The sequence below is a fragment of the Paenibacillus sp. J2L1-98 genome (assembly GCF_056269405.1).
The window spans coordinates 689,241-709,775 of sequence record NZ_JBWDNW010000002.1; the positions used below are offsets into that span (position 1 = coordinate 689,241).

Below are 20,535 nucleotides of genomic sequence, written 5' to 3' on the forward strand. Positions count from 1 at the left end.
CAATTAGAGAAATTTTCTTCTCTATTTGTCGCCATTCTCAAGTCAGCCTCAGCCATATCAGGCTACCGAGCCCGATTCATTCGAAAATTGGCTGTTATACAGGTCAGCATAGAAGCCGCCTTTTGCCAGAAGCTCGTCATGGCTGCCCTTCTCGATTACATCGCCGTGATTCATGACAAGAATGATGTCGGCATCCTTAATGGTCGACAATCGGTGGGCAATGACGAAGCTTGTTCGCCCTTCCATCAGCCTGCCCATCGCCCTCTGAATTTGCGCCTCGGTTCGCGTATCTACACTGCTTGTAGCTTCATCGAGAATAAGAATGGCGGGGTCGGCAAGAATGGCTCTCGCAATAGTAAGCAGCTGCTTTTGCCCCTGTGAAATGTTTGACGCTTCCTCATTTAGAATCGTGTCGTAGCCATCAGGCAGCGTCCGGATAAAATGGTCGGCATGCGCCGCTTGAGCCGCCTCGATAATTTCCGCATCCGTTGCACCCTCGCATCCATAGGCGATATTGTCGCGAATCGTGCCGTTAAACAACCACGTATCCTGGAGCACCATCCCGAACAGCATGCGCAGATCACCCCGCCGCAGCTTTGTAATATTCACGCCGTCAACGGTAATAAGGCCTTCCCTTATTTCGTAGAACCGCATGAGCAGATTAACTAACGTTGTTTTACCGGCACCCGTCGGGCCGACAATGGCGACCATTTGCCCTTGCTTCACATCTATGTTCATATCTCCGATAAGGACAGCATCCTCCTTGTAGCCGAACCTCACATGCTCAAAATGCACATTTCCTTTCGGCGAGGCAATGACCGCCGCTTCTTTGCCGCTCGGCTCCGCGCTCTCTTCCTGCTCATCGAGCAGCTCGAACACCCGCTCCGCCGATGCAATCGTCGACTGGATGATGTTCGCGATATTCGCCGTTTGCGCCAGCGGCTGCGAAAACTGCCGCGCATATTGAATGAACGCTTGAATGTCGCCGATTTTGATCGCCTGACGCGTCACTAGAATACCGCCGACGACACTTATCAGCACGTAACCAATGTTGTTTATGAACGACATCAAAGGCATCATAATGCCGGTAATGAATTGCGCCTTACGGCCGGAATGGTAAAGCCGTTCATTAATTTCATCAAAAACCGCTACCGATTTGCGTTCCCGTCCAAACGCTTTGACGATTTTATGACCGGTATACATTTCCTCCACATGACCGTTCAGCTGCCCAAGCTGCGCTTGCTGCGACTTGAAATAACTCTGAGACCTCGAGGCGATAGCTTTTACAACAAAAAAGCTAAGCGGCAGCGTAAGCAGCAAAATAACCGTCAACAGCGGGCTGATCGTCAGCATCATAATAATGACGCCGATCAAGGTTACAATCGAGGTAATCAGCTGGGTCAAGCTCTGCTGCAGCGTATTGCTAATGTTATCGACATCATTCACGGCCCGGCTCAATATTTCCCCATGCGTCCTCGAATCGAAAAACGAAAGCGGCAGCCGCGTCAGCTTATCGTTCACGTCGCTCCGAAGCACGTAAACCGTTTTCTGGGCAACCCCTGCCATTACATACTGCTGTACATAGGCAAATAGCGAGCTCAACAGATAGAGTCCGATCAGAATGAGCACGATACGCATAATGACAGCAAAATCGACGCCGCCGCCCATTATTCCTTCAAATATTTCGGTCGTGGCGTTCCCCATCAGCTTCGGGCTGACGATAGAGAACAAAGTACTCAGCACGGCCATGAAGAACACGAAGATCAGCTTCATCCGCTGCGGCTTTAAGTAAGCGAGCAGTCTGCGAAGCGTTCCTTTAAAATTTTTCGCTTTCTGCATCGGCATCCCCAGCGCGCCCATCGGTCCGAAGCCAGGCCCCATTGGGCCTCTGCCTGGAGGACCGAAGCCGGGTCCGCCGCCCGCTGCGGGCGGTCTTTTATCATGCGGACGCTCACTCATGCGATCTCCTCCTCTGACAGCTGCGACGATACGATTTCACGATAAACGCCGCTTGTTTGCATCAATTGCTGATGCGTGCCGATGCCGGCAATTGCGCCTTCATCAAGGACGATAATTTTATCGGCATGAATGACCGTGCTTACCCGCTGCGCAACAATAAGAACTGCGGCATGCCGCGTTTCTTCCTTCAGCGCTGCCCGCAGCAGCGAATCCGTCTTAAAGTCGAGAGCAGAGAAGCTGTCGTCAAAAATATAAATGTCCGGCTTCCTCACGAGCGCCCGCGCGATGGAAAGCCGCTGCTTTTGTCCGCCCGACACATTCGTGCCGCCTTGCGAAATAATCGAGTCATAGCCCTCCGGCATCTCGGCTATAAAAGAAGCAGCCTGTGCAACCTGCGCAGCATGCCTGACCTCTTCGTCCGCTGCCTCTTCTTTGCCATACCTGATGTTGTCGCTAATCGTTCCGGTGAACAGCACTGCCTGCTGGGGCACGTAACCGATCTTCGCCCGCAGGTTTTGCTGTGAAAGGCTCCGAACGTCCAAGCCATCGATTAGCACGTGACCCGAATCGACATCGTAAAAGCGTGGAATAAGATTAACGAGCGTCGACTTTCCTGATCCGGTACCGCCAATAATGGCAGTCGTCTCGCCCGAATTCGCGGTGAACGAAATCGCCGACAATGCCGGCTTCTCTGCTCCCGGATAGCTGAACGTAACGTCGCGGAACTCAACGGCACCGCCCTCCCCCGCTCTCCGGTCATTCCCTGCGTCATGGGCGTCTTGAATGTCCGGCTTCATGCCGAGCACCTCATTAATCCGAACGGCAGATACCGAAGCGCGAGGCACCATAATGAACATCATCGCCACCATAATCAATGAGAAAAGAATTTGCATCGCATATTGGAGAAAAGCCATCAAATCCCCGATCTGCATATCGTTATTGCTAATCCGGATACTACCGAACCATAAAATCGCGATGCTGGACAAATTAAGAATAAGCATCATCATCGGCATCATAAACGCCATCACTTTATTTACCTTAATGGCCGTATCTGTCAAATCCTTATTCGCCTTATCGAAGCGCCGCTGTTCAAATCCCGTCCGATTAAAAGAACGAATGACGCGTATGCCTGTCAAGCCTTCGCGCAGAACCAGGTTCAGCTTGTCGATTTTGATTTGCATCGCTTTGAACAGGACGACACCCTTGGAGCCGATAAAAATAATCGTTCCTGCAAGAACCGGAACAACGACAACGAATACGAGCGACAGCGTGGCGTCCTTCGAAACCGCCATAATAATGCCGCCAATGCACATCATCGGCGCCATTACCATCATGCGCAGCATCATAATAAGCACCTGCTGCACCTGCGTCACATCGTTGGTTGTGCGCGTAATGAGCGAGGCCGTTCCGATTTTATCAAATTCGTGCAAAGAGAAGTTTTCCACATGGGCAAACAGCTTGCTCCGAATCCGCTTGCCAAAGCCTGCTGCGATAGCGGAAGAATAATAGCTGGACGCGATGGAGAAAAGAACGCCCGCAGCGGTAATGAGCAGCATGAAGCCGCCAAGCTTCACAATATAGCCCGTATCCCCTTTAATAATGCCAATGTTCACGATATCCGCCATCAGTGTAGGCAAATAAAGTTCTGATAGCGATTGCAAAAATACGAGCAGAAACACGAAGGCGATCATTAACCCATACACTCTCAAATCGCGAAACAATTTTAACAGACGGCATCATCTCCACTCAGCTATTCATAAAGGACTATCATCTATTTTACCATACCAAAATTATGAAATTCAAAAGAGGCTAACATGCTTCGCAACGCGCCTGCTGCCTCTTATAAATGCAAAAGGAACCATCGCTGTAGCTCGCGTGATTCCTTCGGTGTTTCTTATTCAGCTTGGCTTGCTTCTCCTGCAGGCTAGGTGTGCGTTTGATGGCCGGATTGACGCCCTGCCAGCTGCCCCGCATAACATCCGGCGTCACGCGCCCTTGCTGCGCCAGCTTTTGTCTAGCTTTTTTCGCTTTGCTAATGGACATAATTGTTGTCCTCCTCAAAAGTTTTGTGAAACAAAACTTACTTCGTAAGCCTTCACTCTCTCCCTTCTATTATACGCTGTAAGCGTCATTTGCGAAAGATGCTTACAACATCTGCAAAACTGAAAATTCGTTGCGAAGCATGGAAAAGACAAGGAGCTCTACGAAATTCCCCTCCTCGATTTCGTATTCCCTTAATTCGCCGGCTTGCTTGAAACCGAGCTTAGTCAGCAGCCCGATCGACGCAGCGTTTGCAGGATCCACCTTCGCTTCGATGCGATTTAATTTCATGCGGTTGAAGCCGAAAGCGAGAATCGGCGCCGCCACTTCGCTCATGACGCCTCTACGCCAGTAGCTTGAAGCCAGATCATAGCCTATCTCGGTACGGCCATATTCCTTTAAATAATGCAAAAAGCCGCAAGTGCCGATCACTTTGCCTGAGCGCTTCTCCTCGATTAGCCATCTTATGCCTATTTGCTGGGTAAAAATCTCCAAATGCCAATTCATTTCATGCCATGCCTCATCCTCGGCTGAAAACGGCAATAGCTGAGTATATTTCAGGACCTCCTCCTCCGAATAAAGTTCGAACAGATCGCGGGTATCCCGTTCCTCTGTTTTGCGCAAAATAAAACGGTCGGTTTCCATTTGAGGAAACGCATGAAATGAAAACGATACTGACATGGATCCAGCTCCTTTGTTCATTTTAAGCTTCCGGGAAGGTCGCTAATGGAGGCGTCGTGCTGGATAATGGCAGCTAATAGTCCTGGAAAGCGAATATTCAAATCCTCTGCGCGCAGCGTCAAAAAATGCTGGGTGCCCTGCTTGCGAACATTCAGCACGCCGGCCTCACGCAAGGTGCGGACATGATGCGTCATCGTAGACTTCACGACCGGAAAGTCAAAGTAGCCGCAGGATTGCTCGCCGCTCTTAGCAATAGCATGAACAATGCTAAGCCGGATAGGATCACTTAACGCATACAACACGGAAGTAAGCTCAATATCATCGCGATTGGGATGAAATAAAATTTTCAAACGCATTCTCTCCTTTTCTCGTCATACTCTCATTGCATTATAACACAACCCGTGCTATATTTTCATTGTACGATAATTATCGTACAATGAAAATATGACAAATTTCCACTTTGGAGGTCCCATGAGAAACGCTACCGCTATTACCGCGTCCCCCTTAACCGCCGGGGAACGACCCGCCTTTCGAGACGGTCTCGTCATCCCGCTGCTAGGCTTAACCATTATTATTGTCATTATGAATACGATGATGTTCAATCTGGCGCTTCCTCAGGTGACAGCTGAATTCATGCTTTCCTCTTCAGCAGCCTCATGGATCATAACCGGCTATTCCATCGTATTTGCCATTTCATCCATAACCTACAGCAGGCTCTCCGACTTTGTTCCCATTCGCAGATTGCTGACGATTGGATTAATGGCAATGGGCGGCGCGTCCGTGCTTGGATTTTTTAGCCATCATTATGTGCTTCTTCTTGTTGCGCGGCTCATTCAAGCATCAGGAGCAGGCTCCGTTCTTAGCTTAACGATCGTACTCAGCACAAGGTTCATTCCGCTCTCCAGGCGCGGCAAATCGATGGCGCTCATTACTTCCGCAGCGTCGCTCGGCCTTGGTCTCGGGCCTGTTATCGGCGGCGCGATTACGCAATATCTGGGCTGGAACGATCTGTTCATCGTAACCGGCATCTCGCTGCTTCTAATCCCTCTTTTCTATCGCCTGCTGCCGGATGAAGCTGTAAGCAAAGGCTCCTTCGACATTATGGGCGCGGCATTTATCGGAATCGGATCAACCGGAGTGCTGTTGTTTATTACGAACCATTTTTGGATTGCGCTTATTGGCGGAATTACTGCGCTCATTTTATTTTGGATTCGAATCAATCGCGCATTGAATCCGTTTGTTCAGCCTTCATTGTTCCGTAATAAAAGGTATATACGCCTCATTTCGCTCGGCGTCATATCATACATTAACAATTTTTCAACGCTGTTCTTGCTGCCGCAGGTGCTCATTCACTTATTCAAGCTGACGCCGGGCCAAGCCGGTCTCATTATTTTCCCGGGGGCACTCGTCGCGATGCTGGCCTCCAATCGAATTGGCAAAATCATTGACCGCTACGGCAACAGCATGCTGCTTCGTCTCACCCCGTGGCTTTTGCTTACTGCCGCCATTTCTTTCGCCTTATTCGCAGATCGTTCCATCTACGTTGTCATGGTCATATACATGCTGATGAGTGTCGCGTTCTCTACCTTAAATTCCAGCGTCTCCAACGAGCTGTCGCGAATATTGCCAGGTGAGCATGTAGGCGCAGGAATGGGCTTGTTCCAGCTATTGCAATTCATCAGCGGTGCTTTCAGTGTCGCGATTAGCGGTATCGTACTATCCGCGCAAAGCGCGCTCCCGCTTGACCGTTCATTCTCGATTATTTTCTGGGGCATGGGCATCATTGCCGCATTGGCGATTGTCGTTTCTTGGCTGCACTACGCATCTTCCAGGCCGCAGCAGCTTGGGGACAACCAGCAGCTATAAGCTACAAAATATGCTTGAGCGCCTCCTTCTTGCTTAGCGGGGAGAGATCCGTTTCTTTAACAAACCGGTGCACGAGAGCTGCATCGGTTTTTGCATATTCCCGAAGCGCCCAGCCGATCGCCTTGCGTATAAAAAACTCGCTCTCGTCCTTCGTGCGGCGTATGTAGTCAAATAACCGCTCCGTATCGGTATGCTGCTTATATTTCAACTGAAACAATATAGCGGTCCGGCGCAGCCACAGGTTGTCCGAAACAATCCAGCGCTCCGTATAATCCGCAATTAATTCCGGGTATTTCGACAGATGATAACCGATTAAATGCGCTGCCAAAAAATCAACCGTGTCCCACCACGATTGAGTCGTCACCCACCGCTCCAGCACATCGATATATGGCGGCCTCGCCTCCTTGCTGTATTTCTCAAGCAAACCCATCGCCACATAATGGAATTCACGCTCCGTCAGCTGCCACAGCTGCTCTGCGGTTTGAAGCAGTTCCCCGCCCTGCGGCTTTTCGTTCTGTTGCCAAAACTCCCGCAGCAGCTGCGTTCGCTCAGGCGTCTTAATGCCCAGAAATACGAACTGATTGCGCATATACGCCTCCATCGGCTCCGCCTTCTCGGGATTGGCATGCTCTCTAAATTTTATTTCCAGCGCCTTTGCAATTGCATTCATAGGATAGCAGCTCCTTTTCTTTGAACATAGCACAAAGCAGCCCGAGCCATCAATGATGGTCAGAGCTGCTTATCCATTTTTATTGCTATATGGGCCGGTTAGATCGACTCATCATGCAAATATCTGAAAAAAGGCTTATCAACCCAAAATTGAACTGAAAAAAAAGGATACCGATAACTGACCGCCATCCTTTCCTTGCTTATAATCGAATCCAGCTCTTGTTAACAGACGTCACTCCCCAGACTTCTTTCGCACCGGATACAGCATCGTGAAATCGAATGTCTCGATTGCCGCATAGGGGATCGTCAACGCGTTTAATGGTTCGAGTGCAACCGTCTCCATACCGAGCACGCCATCACGTTTATCAAGCTCATATTCCAGCGACTGCTCCAACCACGAGAACATCGTTTCATAAACGCGCCACATATGTGCCTCATTCCCATATACGCGGGCGCTGTCACACAGCCCCCCGTTAACCTCCAGCGTCTCAACGCCATCTGGGATATTGCCGAACTCCTGAACCGTTAACCCAACCCAGAGCGTGTCAACTTCCTGCTCCCATTGCTGCTGTGGAATAAACACGTACGCCGAAGGCCCTGCCGCTAACCGCGCATCATCAAGCGGAACATACTCCGTCAGCTTGTTCCACGCCAATCGCGTCCCGCTCTTGTCCGGCGTCATCCCCGTCCGTACTGCCAGCGCCTTGAATGGCGCAACTTCAGCCAGCTCAACCGCGATCGCCTCTTGCAAAATAACCCTCTCCCCTCATTCCCGCTAGTCCTTGGCTTATTTCGCGCGAATGGGAAAATAGATGTCAATTTCGCTATTCGGGTCGTCCGGCTGCGTGTAGCGCTGGTCATAAGATTCAAATTCATATTTGCCGGTACGGGTGCCTCCGTCGTATTCGTAAGGGCTGTTCGGCAGCCAATGTCCCCAGAAATGCCCGAAAACATCGCTAATGCCGTCAAGCGGGCCGCGGGAAGTCAGCACGATATAGCGCGCAGCCGGCACTTCGATGCGAATCATTCCCTCGGGGATATCGCCGTCCTGATAGATTTGCACAGCGGCTGTATATTCGAATGGCGCGCCGGGCAGGTTATCCGGGTTTTGCAGCATGAGCCCAAAGCTTCGCCAGCCGAGCTGACCCGGAATTTCCGGAATGCGCTTGCCGAATCGCTCCCACAGCTTCGCAATGGCGTTCTCAGATGGCGGTACAGTTGAATCAAATTGAATCGTTTCGGTCATGCCTACGACGCTAAAAGCAGGTTTCTCGATGATTTTGGTTTCAATAATCATATTCGGTCAATCTCTCCTTTTAAATTATTTAGGCAGAGTATCCTTTAATATTTCCCCATGCTTTTGAACATTCCTGCCCTCGGCTGAGAAAAAGCACCATTTTATTCCGGTAATCATAATTTCCGTTTTCCCTCTAAATATTGAATTGTATACTTAATAAAATCTTGTACAATCTGCGAATAAGCGCGGCGCTTATGCCAAACGAGTCCTACGGTCCGGCTGCATCTGGGCTCGATAATACCGAGCTTGGCCGTTGACAGATCATACACTCGTTTACTTGTGACCAACGGCGGAAAAAAAGCTACGCCAAGACCTTTTTCCACCAGCTCCTGGGTAATGCCGGTTTCGACGCCTTCGAAGGCATAATTAGGACTAAATCCAGCCTCCGCACAAAAAGCATCCGTCATCCTTCTAAAATCGAATTCATTCGGCATAACGATAAAGGGATCATCCTTGACCTCAATTAAACGGATGCTGCCCCGATTGGCTAAAGGGTGATTCAGAGGAACAGTTAGCATAAGCTCTTCTTCAAGGACGGGCAGCCATTCAATCTCATCCCCCATAATAGGAGTTGTGGAAATTCCGACATCTATTTCACCGGTTTCCAGCTGCTTTTTCATTCGTTCGCTGGATGCCTGAAATTGTCTGAACCGTGCTCTCGGATGCTTCTCCAGAAAGCCGCCTAGCAACTCCGGCAAAATCGTCGGTATCGTGACGGCCACGGTAATGAGCTGGCTTTGCTTCTCCGCTAGTATGGCTAACGCCTGCTCTCCGTTTTTTAATTCGGCAAAGACGTTTTCGACCGTGTGCAGGTAAGCTTCTCCAAGCTTATTTAGCTCAATTTTTCTGCCCTTGCGTTCAAACAACTCATAACCGAGATCGTTTTCCAGCTTCGAAATCATTTTGCTAAGTGCAGGCTGGGATATATTTAAGGCTTGGGCTGCTTTTGTCAGATGCTGATATTTAGCAACCAGCTGAAAATATTTCAATTGTAAAAGGTCCATTTCCGAATCAATCCTTTGATGGGCAAAATTAGGTTTTGCTGCATATCATTTCGGTAATTTGAGCATTGGTTCTTTCCATTTCATGTAAACATCGCTTACGGTACCGCTATTCTCACTATCTTTCAATAAATAGCCTTTGCGGCCTGCCCAAGCGCCTGACAGCAGCAGCAGCACGGATATGAGCATCAGCAGAAGCCTCGGAATCGTCCAGCTGTTAGTCAAATCATAAATCCAGCCGAACAAAATAGGCCCTGCTGCGGCAAGCAAATACCCGAACGATTGCGCCATACCCGAAAGCTCCGCCGCTTCCTGCGCATTGCGGGTGCGCAATCCGAATAATAACAGCACGAAGCTTATAGCCGTGCCTGTGCCGAGGCCAATCAAGACCATCCATACGGGAATCAAAGTCACAGGGCCAAAAGCCAATCCGGCAGTACCCGCAAAGACGAATCCCCCTGCCGCAATGCCAATCCTGCTCTGGCTTAAGAACCGCTGCGCGAGAATCGGGACGATAAACGTCATAGGCAAAGACGTAAATTGGATGATACTGAGCATCCATCCGCTACGGGCTGGCTCAATTCCTTGCTGGCCAAGCATATCGCCAAGCCAGGCGGATAGCAGGTAAAAAGGCAGCGACTGCAGCCCCATGTAGACTGTAATATTCCATGCTTCTACGGACTTCCACAGCTCAACAGGGAACTTGGCCGATTGAATTTGGCGCTCCGTCCTTGCAAGTCCCTGTGCGAACACCTGCGGCAGCCAGATGACAATCGTGGTCACGGATAAGACTGACCAACATAACAAAGAGCCCCGCCAGCCTAATCCAGCTTGTTCAGCCAATGGGAGACTAATCCCAAAGCCGACAGCAGAAGATAAATTCATCGAAGCGATATAAGCGCCCGTCAGAATTCCCGCCTTTTGCGGCTGATGTTTTTTAATTATGCTCGGAAGCAGCACATTCCCGGCTGTAATGCCGATCCCCATCAAAGCGGTTCCTGCTATCAGGAAGAACACGGAAGGCTGCGAGCGCATAATTATTCCGGCGGACAGAAGCAATAAGGAGTACATCAAAGTAGGCTCGATTCCCATTCGACCGGTTAGGCGGGGAATCAAAGGCGAAACGGCCGCAAACGCAATCAGCGGAAACGTCGAAATCATCCCTGCCAGTGCGCTGTTCATTCCGGTACTGTTCTTGATCATGCCGAGCAATGGACCGATCGATGTGATCGGCGCTCTCAGATTGGCTGCTATAAACAAAATTCCCAGCACCCACAGCATCGTTTTCTTGATAGTTGCCTTATCCGCAGTCGGTGCACCCGTCATTTCTATCGTTCCCCCTCTAAATTATAGACCATTCTGCTCCTTCCAATTATAAGCCCGGAAAGATCCGGCGAAAAATACATATTAACTCAACAATTCATAACCGTTTGGTTATGAGAAGTAATGCCGGTTCATACTAGTGCAGTTTGCAATCTTTATAGGGGGCACCGACACGCGGCAGTAATAAAGTATAAAGCACGAAAATCTCGGCATCCCAAAAAAGAGCCTTCACCGCAGCAACGGCAAAGACTCTTAATCATTATGATTTACGGCTTGCTCTTGTTCTTTATCAAAACAATCGAAGCAAATTAAATGTTTGTCTTCTAATACTACTCCGCCGATAAATCCATCATTGCAAAAAATTTGCTTTTTACATTCCTTGCAGCGGCCGACAAGTTCCTGCAATAGGATTACCTCCCATGTTTTAAACTGGCTCCTCTGCTGCTGTTACCGGTTAGATTTCTGAGTCTGCTAGGCTGCTTTTATCCGCGCCTTCGGTTTAGAAACTTATAGATAATAAAACAAATGATTATCGCAACAACAATAGTCAGCGGCCAATTAATGTGAGCTACCACAAAGTAATTGTCATGATATTGAAAGTCTAGAACCATACTATTCCATTTTAATAGCATACAATCCTGCCAGACTGCGAAAAGACCTGCCGACAGTTTGGCAGATCTTCTTCTGATGTTTATTGAGCGCTCGTCCCCGTTACTTCAACAATTCCACTATTGCTGCAAATTCTCGAAAATATCCTAAACCATTTTCGCATCATCCGGTTGCTGGCTGCCTTCGAACGTTCGCTGAATGTGATCGACCATCTCCTCAACCGCACCGCTGACCATATCCAAAGGGCTGGATTCCTCATTTTCCTTGGGCGTATTGATGCCTGCTACGGTATTGGAGGTTTCGTTATATATTTCATTAAACTCATCATGGTCCGGTGTTTCCTTGCTCATATGACTCACCACCTTTATCGTACGGTATGGCCCTATTTTACCCCAAACTACCGCATTAGAAACGGGCGCAGCAGAGAACTGATTTATAAATATCTAGGCTAGTAAACGAATGACCATTGGCATCGCTAATGTACTGAATACTTAATTAGAAAAACTTCGAAGTGCAGCAGCTTCATTTGCTCTTCTAATGATAAATGGTTTCCTAAACTCTTGAAACTCCGGCAAATACACCTTGCCCCCTGGGCAAATAATATAACCATCACCACCACCAGGCATGAGAGTGAATTGTTCATTTGATTTTGTCGATAAACTGACTTGAAAAGGTCCTCCTTTCGGAAAAGGCCCCTTAAATGCCCTAATATTTTCCTTTCTAACTGTTCGTAATATTTTAACTAGTGATTCAACCTCATTTCTTTCGAGTGTCCAGTGAAATCCAGGTCCCCATCTTACCTGAGCTGATATAATCTCATCCGAAGATAAACTAAATACTCTCATATCGGAATTAGTCTGTGGATTGTAGTTGTTAATCAATAACGCTTCCTTACCGGCAGCACTGAACGTGGAACAATTTGTCACAGAAATAAGAACAAATAGAAGCAAGAAAAAGCGCATATTTTAACACCTCACTTCAACGTTTTTATAATAGGGTGCCCTAAAATAGAAGCTAGTAGGTATAAGGAAACTTATTCGCAGCAGCAGAACTTGCCGATAAAATATTCGCTAAACATCTCCTTAATCCTTTTAAAGAAAGCATCTAAGAAAAAAGGAAAATGTGGAATGAAATTTCGAATTGTAACACCGCTTGAGTTGAAAATTAATCCCCTTCCTTCCACAAAAAAAGAGGAGCTGCGTTAGGCGCACTCCTCTTTAATCGTTCTAATTCAAACGAGAGCTATTCCGTTTTTTCGGGAGACACCTGCTTGGATAAACAGAAGATCATAAGTGGCAGCGACGCCTCCCGGTATGCTGAACTTATTCTCGTATTCCTTATACATGCCGGTAAACAGCTGCCGCAGGCTGAGTCCGGGACGAGCGGCCGCTTCCGAGGTGCTCGCTCCTACCGCTTTTACCGAGTGGAGAAATTCTCTTGCGGAAGCATATTTTTCCGTTTGAACCACACGCTCGCATCGGATCGTGGAGAAGCCTGCTTCCTCAAGTAAGCTCTGCCACTCGGTGGTCGATAGATACGACAGCCCGTGCCGCTGAGGCTCCATTCCGCCGGCCCGATAAACCTCATGAAACGCCTCGTGGAGCTCGCGAAACGTGTCCGGTCCGAATGTTGCAAATACGAGCAAGCCTTCAGCGCGAAGCAGCCGCCGAAGGTTCCCCAGCGTTTCCCGCGGACGGCTGAGCCATTGAAAGCAGGCATTGGAGACGATCAGATCGAACGATTGCGCCGGAGCGTCGGTCGCCCACTTTTCGGCATCGGCATGCAAAAAGCGAACCCGGGACGAGCCTCTTTCGTTAGACGCCCTGACACGCTGCTCAGCAGCCTCCAGCATTGCAGGCGCCAGGTCAAGCGCAGTAATCGATGCGCCCGGCCAATCGTTTACAAGCATTTCGGTTAACGTCCCCGTACCGCAGCCGATCTCGGCAATGTGCAGCTTCGATGACTCTCCCTGATCCGCCGCCGCGCGCAGCTGTTTTGCAAGACGGTCCGCCATGCTGCGCTGCACGTGTGCATGACTGTCATAGGAACCCGCTGCACTGCGGTTAAATTGTCGTCGAATCGCGTTTTTCCTGCTGCTCAAGCCACCATCTCCTTAACGCTTCGGCTATGTATGCTTCCCTTCCCGCAAACGGCACATGACCGCAGCCGGTTAATGCGATCAACTCCGCGTGCGGCAAAAGCGACTCCAGCTCCACCGCAGCGCCGTAGGGACAAATATGATCTTCGGTTCCGTGGATAATAAGAGCCGGACAAGCCGTTTCCGGCAGCACGGAGAGGCACTCCTCGCTTCGTAAAATCTGAAGACCGGCGATTAGCGCCGAAGTTGTCCAGCTTCCTGACGGCGGCAGGCTTGCACTGTGACCGGCTTCCCATTCCGCTTCCGTAAACAGGCTCCGCCGAAATCCGGTTTCGACGTCCAGCCGGTCTTTCATCACGCTTTTGATCATCTGCCTGACATGGGCATCCGGCCAGCCGCGGTCCTTCTGTTCTTTTGGACGGGTAAACCGGGCTGTCCCCCCGAGCAGCACAAGACCGCCCGCTCCCGCTTTTTCTGCAAGTCTCAGTGCCATCAGCGCTCCGAGCGACCAGCCTGCGATCAAAAGCGGTCCTTTGTATGCGTCTGCCGCATTCGTCGATAAACAGTCTTCTACAGCCAACTCGGACTGTTTCAGCATTTCCTCCGGCGTATCTGCCATGCTGTAATCGACAGTAATATGATGAAATTCCGGTAACAACGAGTGAAGCCGGTCGAAGACTGTATTCGGAAAGCTCCATCCGGTTAGCCACAAGATGGTACCGGATTTCTCCTGCTGCATTCCGAAACGATCTCCTGATGAATGAGCCAATACCGTCATGGACTCACCACGCCCAGCTGAAGACCGATATGCCGGATTCGGGCCGCAGCATCACTTAATTCCTTATCGGTATGAGCGGCTGATAAGGAGAAGCGAATCCGCGCTGTGCCGTCGGGAACGGTAGGCGGCCGGATGGCCACCGCTGCAATACCTTCCCCTTCGAGCGCTCTACTGAAACGAAGGGCCAATTCGTTATCGCCGATAATCACCGGTACGATAGGAGAGTCCCCGGCACCAACGTCAAAGCCTGCCGCAAATAACGAAGATCGGAACAATTTTCCAGCCGAATGGAGCCGTTCGCGACGCCAATGATCGGCTTGCACCAAACCTAATGACGCTGAAATACCGGCTATAAGGGAAGGCGGCAGCGCCGTTGAATAGATGAGCGGCCTTGCCTTGTTGATTAGCCAGCGGATTAATGTCCGGCTGCCGCACACATAAGCGCCGTAAACACCGAAAGATTTGCTGAACGTTCCCATATGGACATCCACCTCGTTCTGCAGACCGAGCTCATGGCATAATCCCTCGCCCCGTTCGCCGTAAATCCCCCCGCTGTGCGCCTCGTCCACCATCAGCATCGCTCCGTACTCCTGTTTGAGCGAAACGAGCTCGCGTAAGCGGGCTTGATCACCGTCCATAGAGAAGACAGCATCCGTAACGATCAGTTTGCGACGTTTATCTCGGTGTTTGTGCAGCAATACCTTCAAATGCTCCATATCGTTATGCCGGTACCTTGCATGCTCTGCGCGGCTGAGTATAATGCCGTCCACAATGCTCGCATGGTTTAGCTGATCGCTGAAAACGACATCGCCTCGACCCGCGAGCGCACAAATAACACCGGAGTTAGCCATATAGCCGTTTGCAAAAACAAGCGCAGCTTCACTATGCTGCCAAGCAGCCAGCGCTTCTTCGAGACGGCCATAAGGCGGCCGGTTGCCCGTCACCAGACGTGAAGCGCCGGAGCCTCCTCCTTCGGTAAGCAGCATGTCGCGAATCGCTTCAATAATCGCGGGATGCTGCGCAAGCCCAAGGTAGTCATTGGAGGCCAGATTCAGCAGCACTTGCCCTCCGCGCACCGTATAACCAGGACAATCCGGAACTGGGGCACTGTCACACAAGAAGCGTTCCAACGATGCGTCAGTCAATTGCTCAAGTTCTTTTTCCATCCAGTTCATGTTCACTACCGCCTCTTAAAGGGCATTTAATTCTATCTCAAATCCCAAATCTTCAATCATGTGATGATCAGACGAAATCTCTTGGCCTGCAGTCGTTAAATAATCGCCTACAAAGAGTGAATTTGCAGCGTACAGCGACAAAGGCTGCAGCGTACGAAGATTGACCTCGCGGCCGCCCGCGACACGAATCTCTTTGGACGGACAAATGAACCGGAACAGCGCCAGCACCTTCAAAGCTTTCATAGCCGGCGTGCGGCCTGCATTCTCCAGAGGGGTTCCCGGAATCGCATTCAGGAAATTGATCGGAATCGAATCCGCATCGAGTTCACGGAGCGCGAAAGCCATTTCAACAATTTCTTGATTCGTTTCACCCATGCCGATAATGACGCCGGAGCACGGGGACATGCCGTATGTTTTCACCTTCTCCACCGTCTCAACGCGCTGGTCGTATGTATGAGTTGTAGTAATAGACGGGTAGTTCGCTTTGCTTGTGTTCAAGTTGTGGTTGTAACGGTGTACGCCCGCTTCCGCTAAACGTTCGGCTTGGCCGTCCTTCAAGATGCCCAAACAAGCGCAAATTTTGAGCGGCATTGTGTCACGGATTTCTTTTACCGCATCCACAACTTGATCCAGCTCCTTCTCCGTCGGACCTTTCCCGGCCGCTACGATACAATAGGTTCCTGCTTTGCGTGCCATAGCCTCGCGTGCTCCTGCAAGCAGCGTGTCTTTGTCGAGCAAAGTATATTTTTGAACCGGCGCCGTCGATACGATAGATTGTGAGCAGTAGCCGCAGTCTTCGGGACAAAGGCCGCTCTTCGCGTTGATGATCATGTTCAGCTTCACTTTTTTGCCGTAAAAATGTTTTCGCACTTGAAAAGCGGCCTGCATCAGCGGAAGCACCTCATCGTTGTCCGCTTCAAGCACGGCAATCCCTTCTTCAACCGTTAAACATTCGCCGCTAAGCGCCTTTTGGGAAAGCGCCGTCCATTCCAACTTTGCTGCATTTGTACTCATCATTCATCATCCTCCTAAGATTGAACTGCTAATGTTTGTCTGATCGTTGTTAATTGGATCATTTCTCGAACAGTACGGATCAACGTTTCCGTATTCGTTTCGTCATGTAAGCACGGAAACCGTCCGAGAAACTTTATGCCGCTGTATCGCTCAATCAGCTCCGCGTTCGTTGCAATGCTCGGGTCGTCATGTATTTCGGCTGATTCGCCGTCGTTTAAAATAAAGCCTAAGACCGGAATCTTGTACTGACGCAGAAACGACACAGTGAGAAGCGTGTGATTAATCGTACCGAGTCCCGAGCGTGCTACGATAAGTGCCGGTATGCGGAGCTCCGCGATCAAGTCCGCCACAAGCGCATCGTCGGTCAGCGGAACCGCGACGCCGCCTGCCCCTTCGATGAGCAGCGATTCGTAACGGTTCATTAACGGTTCACCAGCGGCGACAATCTCCTGCAAGGTTAGCGTTAATCCCGCCTGCTTCGCGGCGAGCAGCGGAGTTAGCGGGGCTTCAAATGTAAATGGCGCAACCGCCTCGGCCCGCTCATTCATTCCGGTGTACTGCAGCAGACGTTCTGCGTCAGAAGCGCCGCTGCCAAGAAGCGTGCCGGACTGCACCGGCTTCCAGACGCCGACATTCAGCCTCTGTGCGCGAAGGGCAGCGGCAAGCGCTGCCGTAACGACGGTTTTTCCGATACCGGTGTCCGTACCTGTCACAAATAATCCGCGGATCTGATTCATTTCACCCGGCCGCCTTCAGTGACGCTAACAATCGATTCCGCCAAAATATCCGTCATGGCATCAAGCTCTGCTTCTGTGCTGGCAAGCGGTGGAATGAACACGATGACATTGCCAAGCGGCCTCGTAAGCATGCCAAGCTCTCTCGCCCTTTGGCTCGTGCGTACGCCGATTCGTTCTTCCCAATTGTAAGGCTCACGCGACACTTTATCGCGCACGAGCTCGATGCCGATCATCAGACCCTGCTGCCGGATTTCGCCGACATGCGGACGATCCTTAAGCGCTGCAAGCTTTTGCGCTACAAATGACGCCTTCGCCTGCACGCCTTCAACCATGCTGCGCTCTTCAAACAGCTTCAAGCTGGCCAGAGCTACGGCGCAGCCAAGCGGATTGCCCGTGAAAGAATGACCGTGGAAAAATGTTTTCTGCTCGTGATAATCGGCATAAAACGCGTCGTACACCTCATCCGTCGCAAGCGTTGCAGCCACAGGCAAATAGCCGCCCGTAAGGCCTTTCCCGATTACCATCAGATCAGGTGCAACGTCTTCGAGATCGCAAGCGAACATAGCGCCTGTCCGGCCGAAACCAGTCGCCACCTCGTCAGCGATGAGCAGTACGTTATACTCGCGGCACAGCGCAGCCATCTCGCGTAAACAGCCCTGAGGCATTACTATGATGCCGCTGGCCCCTTGCACTATAGGCTCCACGATGAGCGCAGCGATCTCATCTGACCGCGTCTCAAGAAGATGACGCAAAGCTGTGAGTGTTTCTTGCTTCGCTTCAGCGGCACCGCCCTCATGACGGTAAGCATACGGATAAGGAATAACATGGGATGGAAAAAGCATGGGGCGGAACACGTCATGATAAAGCGGAATAGCGCCTACGCTGACCGCGCCGATCGTATCCCCATGGTACGCCTGCTTCATTGTAATGAACGTCGTTTTACCTCTTACCCCGCGATTGTGCCAATATTGAAATGCCATTTTGATTGCAATTTCGACTCCGGTTGCTCCGGAATCGGAGTAAAAAACTTTATGTAAGCCTTTCGGAGCGATCTCCGCCAGCTTCTCAGCAAGCTCGATTGCCGGTACATTCGCCATTCCGAGCAAAGTAGTGTGGGCGACCCGTTCTAACTGGTCCGTAATCGCCTGATTCAACTCCGGCACATTATGCCCGTGCACATTGAGCCAAACGGATGAAAAGCCGTCATAATAAGCTCTTCCCTGAACGTCATAGAGCCGGACGCCTTCGCCCCGTTCGATAATGAGCGGATCAGCGTCATTGTAATCTTTCATTTGCGTAAAAGGATGCCATAAGTGAGCCTTATTAATGGCTGCAAGCCGTTCATAATGCGGTGTCATCATAAATCACCATCCGTTAATCTTTTTGATTGTTAACCAAATTATTATCATTAAGGTTAACAATTGAATGTAGCCATTCTAGCAGACCAGACTAACGCTGTAAAGAGAATTCAAAGCGCAGCATAAAAGAAAAACATCCTGCACCCTTCAATGCGCGAGCCTGCGGATAAAACAACAAACACCCCTCTGCAATAATCACAGAAGGGTCATCTGACTAATTCGATATCTATTTGATTAATTATCCGAATACAAATTGTCGTCGTCAGCGATGCTTTGAATGTCCTCCGAGCTGATGCTGATGTAGCCGTATCCGTCTGCCTGCTGCTTCTTTAAAGCTTTCTCTTTGAAAAACTTCGGGCTGCCCTCGCCGGCATCCTCATCGTAAACGAGCAGGATGCCGTCCGTCTTGCGGAACAACAGCTCGTCCCGCGCCGTAAACTGCCAAATCCCGTTATACGGCTGGTTGCTGACCGCGGCGTAATAATCAACCCCTCTCAGCACCTGCTGATAAAATTCCTTTTTATCGTCCTTCCACTTTTCTTCCGGGTTGCTGTAAGCCGTAATAATCGAAAGCCTCAAATGAGGATATATTTCCTTGAGCGCGATGACGACCTCGCAAGCCCACAGATCAACGCCATACTGGCCCGGGGTGATGACCCATTCGAGTCCGTCTTCTATGAGCGGAATCAGCTTTCCTGTCAACGCTTTTTTAATATAAACGATGCCCTCATGCTTCTGGCTGAAAATATTAAGCTCATGCGCCCGATAGCCTGTTACGAGTAGATTTTTCATTTGTTCAACGCCTTTTCCAATAATTAAGGTTTACATCTCTCCAGTGTATGCTATAGTAGAAAAAATACAAATCTTATATTTACCTATTAATTTCACTAGGGGAGTTTAACGGCTGAGATGGAGCGCATTTGCTCCGGACCCTTGGAACCTGATCTGGATCATTCCAGCGGAGGGAAGTGGAGCAGAAGCTTTCATTCATGTCCGCTAGCCTTGTTGAACGTTAGACCCTTCATTTCCCTTCGGAAATGGGCGGGTCTTTATTTGTCTGCGGAGGAATGCTGAGGCAGGAAACCCCGTGCTGAATTTCGAACCCCTTAAGGAGGATCGTATCGATGAACGCTCTAAACAAAATACGGGAACAAAATCCGCTTATCCATAACATTACGAACATCGTGGTCACCAATTTTACCGCTAACGGCCTGCTTGCCCTGGGCGCATCCCCCTTTATGGCCTATGCCCATGAGGAAGTTGCCGATGTGGCCAAAATGGCAAGCGCCGTCGTGCTCAATATCGGCACGCTGGATGAGCAAATCGTAGAAGCCTGTTTGCTCGCCGGAAAATCCGCCAATGAACATAATGTGCCTGTCGTATTCGATCCGGTAGGCGCAGGCGCTACGTCCTTTCGCACCGCTGCCGCCCGCAGGATCATCGAAGGCGTAAAACTGGCCGTGCTGAGAGGAAATGTGGCCGAAGTCGCTAATGTCATCGGCGAGAGCTGGTCCATCAAGGGCGTTGATGCCGGCGAAGGCGAAGGTAACGCCATCTCTATCGCTCAGTCGGCTGCGCGCAAGCTCGGCTGTATCGTTGTCATTACCGGCAAAGAGGATGTTATTACCGATGGCAATACAACGTTCCTGGTGGGCAACGGACATCCGATTTTAACGAAAATAACCGGTGCAGGCTGCTTGCTTAGCTCGTTGGTCGGCGCTTTCGCGGCAGTCGGCGGGAAAGCCATGGTAGCGGCTGTGGCTGAAGCGCTCGCATTCTACGGTGTTGCCGCTGAAATAGCCTATGACCGTACTGCCGGGCAAGGACCGGGAAACTTTCAGGTTGAATTAATCAATCAATTAGCGCTTGTTTCTGCTGAAACGCTCAAGCAGAATGCAAAGCTTGAGCAGCTGCTGCCGTAATGCAACTA

The 20,535-nt window shown here is 50.3% G+C and carries 22 protein-coding genes and 1 riboswitch; of the genes, 2 read left to right on the plus strand and 20 right to left on the minus strand.

The features are described 5' to 3' along the window. Positions 1-57: 57 nt before the first annotated feature. From AC0YNZ_RS08120 to AC0YNZ_RS08140, 5 genes are all read right to left on the minus strand, one after another. Positions 58-1,959, minus strand: a complete 1,902-nt coding sequence (locus tag AC0YNZ_RS08120) for an ABC transporter ATP-binding protein (RefSeq protein WP_475826097.1) — start codon at positions 1,957-1,959, stop codon at positions 58-60. Then, complete coding sequence (locus AC0YNZ_RS08125) at positions 1,956-3,689, minus strand: ABC transporter ATP-binding protein (RefSeq protein ID WP_475826169.1); 1,734 nt, start codon at positions 3,687-3,689, stop codon at positions 1,956-1,958. The genes AC0YNZ_RS08120 and AC0YNZ_RS08125 overlap by 4 nt, the downstream gene beginning before the upstream one ends. 79 nt (positions 3,690-3,768) lie before the next feature. After that, positions 3,769-4,002: a hypothetical protein gene (locus tag AC0YNZ_RS08130; RefSeq protein WP_475826098.1), complete on the minus strand. Its 234-nt coding sequence runs from the start codon at positions 4,000-4,002 to the stop codon at positions 3,769-3,771. 102 nt (positions 4,003-4,104) lie between these two features. After that, complete coding sequence (locus AC0YNZ_RS08135; protein WP_475826099.1) at positions 4,105-4,680, minus strand: GNAT family N-acetyltransferase; 576 nt, start codon at positions 4,678-4,680, stop codon at positions 4,105-4,107. 17 nt (positions 4,681-4,697) lie between these two features. Continuing rightward, entirely contained in the window at positions 4,698-5,030 is a 333-nt protein-coding gene (locus tag AC0YNZ_RS08140; RefSeq protein ID WP_475826100.1) for an ArsR/SmtB family transcription factor, read from the minus strand. Positions 5,031-5,151: 121 nt separating this feature from the next. Here AC0YNZ_RS08140 and AC0YNZ_RS08145 point away from each other — a divergent pair, with 121 nt between their 5' ends. Beyond that, positions 5,152-6,546 carry an MFS transporter gene (locus AC0YNZ_RS08145; protein WP_475826101.1) on the plus strand — a complete coding sequence of 465 codons (1,395 nt, stop codon included), beginning with the start codon at positions 5,152-5,154 and terminating at the stop codon, positions 6,544-6,546. A gap of 1 nt (position 6,547) precedes the next feature. Here AC0YNZ_RS08145 and AC0YNZ_RS08150 read toward each other — a convergent pair whose 3' ends face one another. The 15 genes from AC0YNZ_RS08150 to AC0YNZ_RS08220 form a co-directional block, all read right to left on the minus strand. Further along, on the minus strand, positions 6,548-7,216 hold the full coding sequence (locus tag AC0YNZ_RS08150; RefSeq protein ID WP_475826102.1) for a DNA alkylation repair protein: 669 nt from the start codon (positions 7,214-7,216) through the stop codon (positions 6,548-6,550). A gap of 231 nt (positions 7,217-7,447) precedes the next feature. Next, positions 7,448-7,966 carry a GyrI-like domain-containing protein gene (locus AC0YNZ_RS08155; protein ID WP_475826103.1) on the minus strand — a complete coding sequence of 173 codons (519 nt, stop codon included), beginning with the start codon at positions 7,964-7,966 and terminating at the stop codon, positions 7,448-7,450. Between the two features lie 36 nt (positions 7,967-8,002). Then, complete coding sequence (locus AC0YNZ_RS08160) at positions 8,003-8,512, minus strand: GyrI-like domain-containing protein (RefSeq protein WP_475826104.1); 510 nt, start codon at positions 8,510-8,512, stop codon at positions 8,003-8,005. Positions 8,513-8,625: 113 nt separating this feature from the next. Next, a complete protein-coding gene (locus AC0YNZ_RS08165; protein ID WP_475826105.1) occupies positions 8,626-9,516 on the minus strand; it encodes a LysR family transcriptional regulator in 891 nt (296 codons plus the stop codon). A gap of 45 nt (positions 9,517-9,561) precedes the next feature. Beyond that, positions 9,562-10,839 carry a CynX/NimT family MFS transporter gene (locus AC0YNZ_RS08170; RefSeq protein ID WP_475826106.1) on the minus strand — a complete coding sequence of 426 codons (1,278 nt, stop codon included), beginning with the start codon at positions 10,837-10,839 and terminating at the stop codon, positions 9,562-9,564. A 249-nt stretch (positions 10,840-11,088) separates the two neighbouring features. Next, positions 11,089-11,241: a hypothetical protein gene (locus AC0YNZ_RS08175; RefSeq protein ID WP_475826107.1), complete on the minus strand. Its 153-nt coding sequence runs from the start codon at positions 11,239-11,241 to the stop codon at positions 11,089-11,091. 350 nt (positions 11,242-11,591) lie between these two features. Then, entirely contained in the window at positions 11,592-11,795 is a 204-nt protein-coding gene (locus AC0YNZ_RS08180) for a hypothetical protein (protein ID WP_475826108.1), read from the minus strand. A 141-nt stretch (positions 11,796-11,936) separates the two neighbouring features. Next, positions 11,937-12,407 (minus strand): hypothetical protein, encoded by a 471-nt coding sequence (locus AC0YNZ_RS08185; RefSeq protein WP_475826109.1) that lies wholly within the window; start codon positions 12,405-12,407, stop codon positions 11,937-11,939. 269 nt (positions 12,408-12,676) lie between these two features. Further along, entirely contained in the window at positions 12,677-13,546 is an 870-nt protein-coding gene (bioC, locus tag AC0YNZ_RS08190; protein ID WP_475826110.1) for a malonyl-ACP O-methyltransferase BioC, read from the minus strand. Beyond that, entirely contained in the window at positions 13,509-14,282 is a 774-nt protein-coding gene (locus AC0YNZ_RS08195) for an alpha/beta fold hydrolase (RefSeq protein WP_475826111.1), read from the minus strand. The genes bioC and AC0YNZ_RS08195 overlap by 38 nt, the downstream gene beginning before the upstream one ends. A gap of 35 nt (positions 14,283-14,317) precedes the next feature. Next, entirely contained in the window at positions 14,318-15,496 is a 1,179-nt protein-coding gene (gene bioF / locus AC0YNZ_RS08200) for an 8-amino-7-oxononanoate synthase (protein ID WP_475826112.1), read from the minus strand. A gap of 15 nt (positions 15,497-15,511) precedes the next feature. Further along, positions 15,512-16,510, minus strand: coding sequence for a biotin synthase BioB (gene bioB / locus AC0YNZ_RS08205; protein WP_475826170.1), 999 nt, complete (start codon positions 16,508-16,510; stop codon positions 15,512-15,514). A 14-nt stretch (positions 16,511-16,524) separates the two neighbouring features. After that, entirely contained in the window at positions 16,525-17,247 is a 723-nt protein-coding gene (bioD, locus tag AC0YNZ_RS08210; protein WP_475826113.1) for a dethiobiotin synthase, read from the minus strand. Then, entirely contained in the window at positions 17,244-18,605 is a 1,362-nt protein-coding gene (gene bioA, locus AC0YNZ_RS08215) for an adenosylmethionine--8-amino-7-oxononanoate transaminase (protein WP_475826171.1), read from the minus strand. The genes bioD and bioA overlap by 4 nt, the downstream gene beginning before the upstream one ends. A gap of 234 nt (positions 18,606-18,839) precedes the next feature. After that, positions 18,840-19,397, minus strand: coding sequence for an SLOG family protein (locus AC0YNZ_RS08220; RefSeq protein ID WP_475826114.1), 558 nt, complete (start codon positions 19,395-19,397; stop codon positions 18,840-18,842). Positions 19,398-19,484: 87 nt separating this feature from the next. Next, positions 19,485-19,589: riboswitch (TPP riboswitch) on the plus strand. A 140-nt stretch (positions 19,590-19,729) separates the two neighbouring features. Here AC0YNZ_RS08220 and thiM point away from each other — a divergent pair. Continuing rightward, on the plus strand, positions 19,730-20,527 hold the full coding sequence (thiM, locus tag AC0YNZ_RS08225; RefSeq protein ID WP_475826115.1) for a hydroxyethylthiazole kinase: 798 nt from the start codon (positions 19,730-19,732) through the stop codon (positions 20,525-20,527). Positions 20,528-20,535 lie beyond the last annotated feature (8 nt).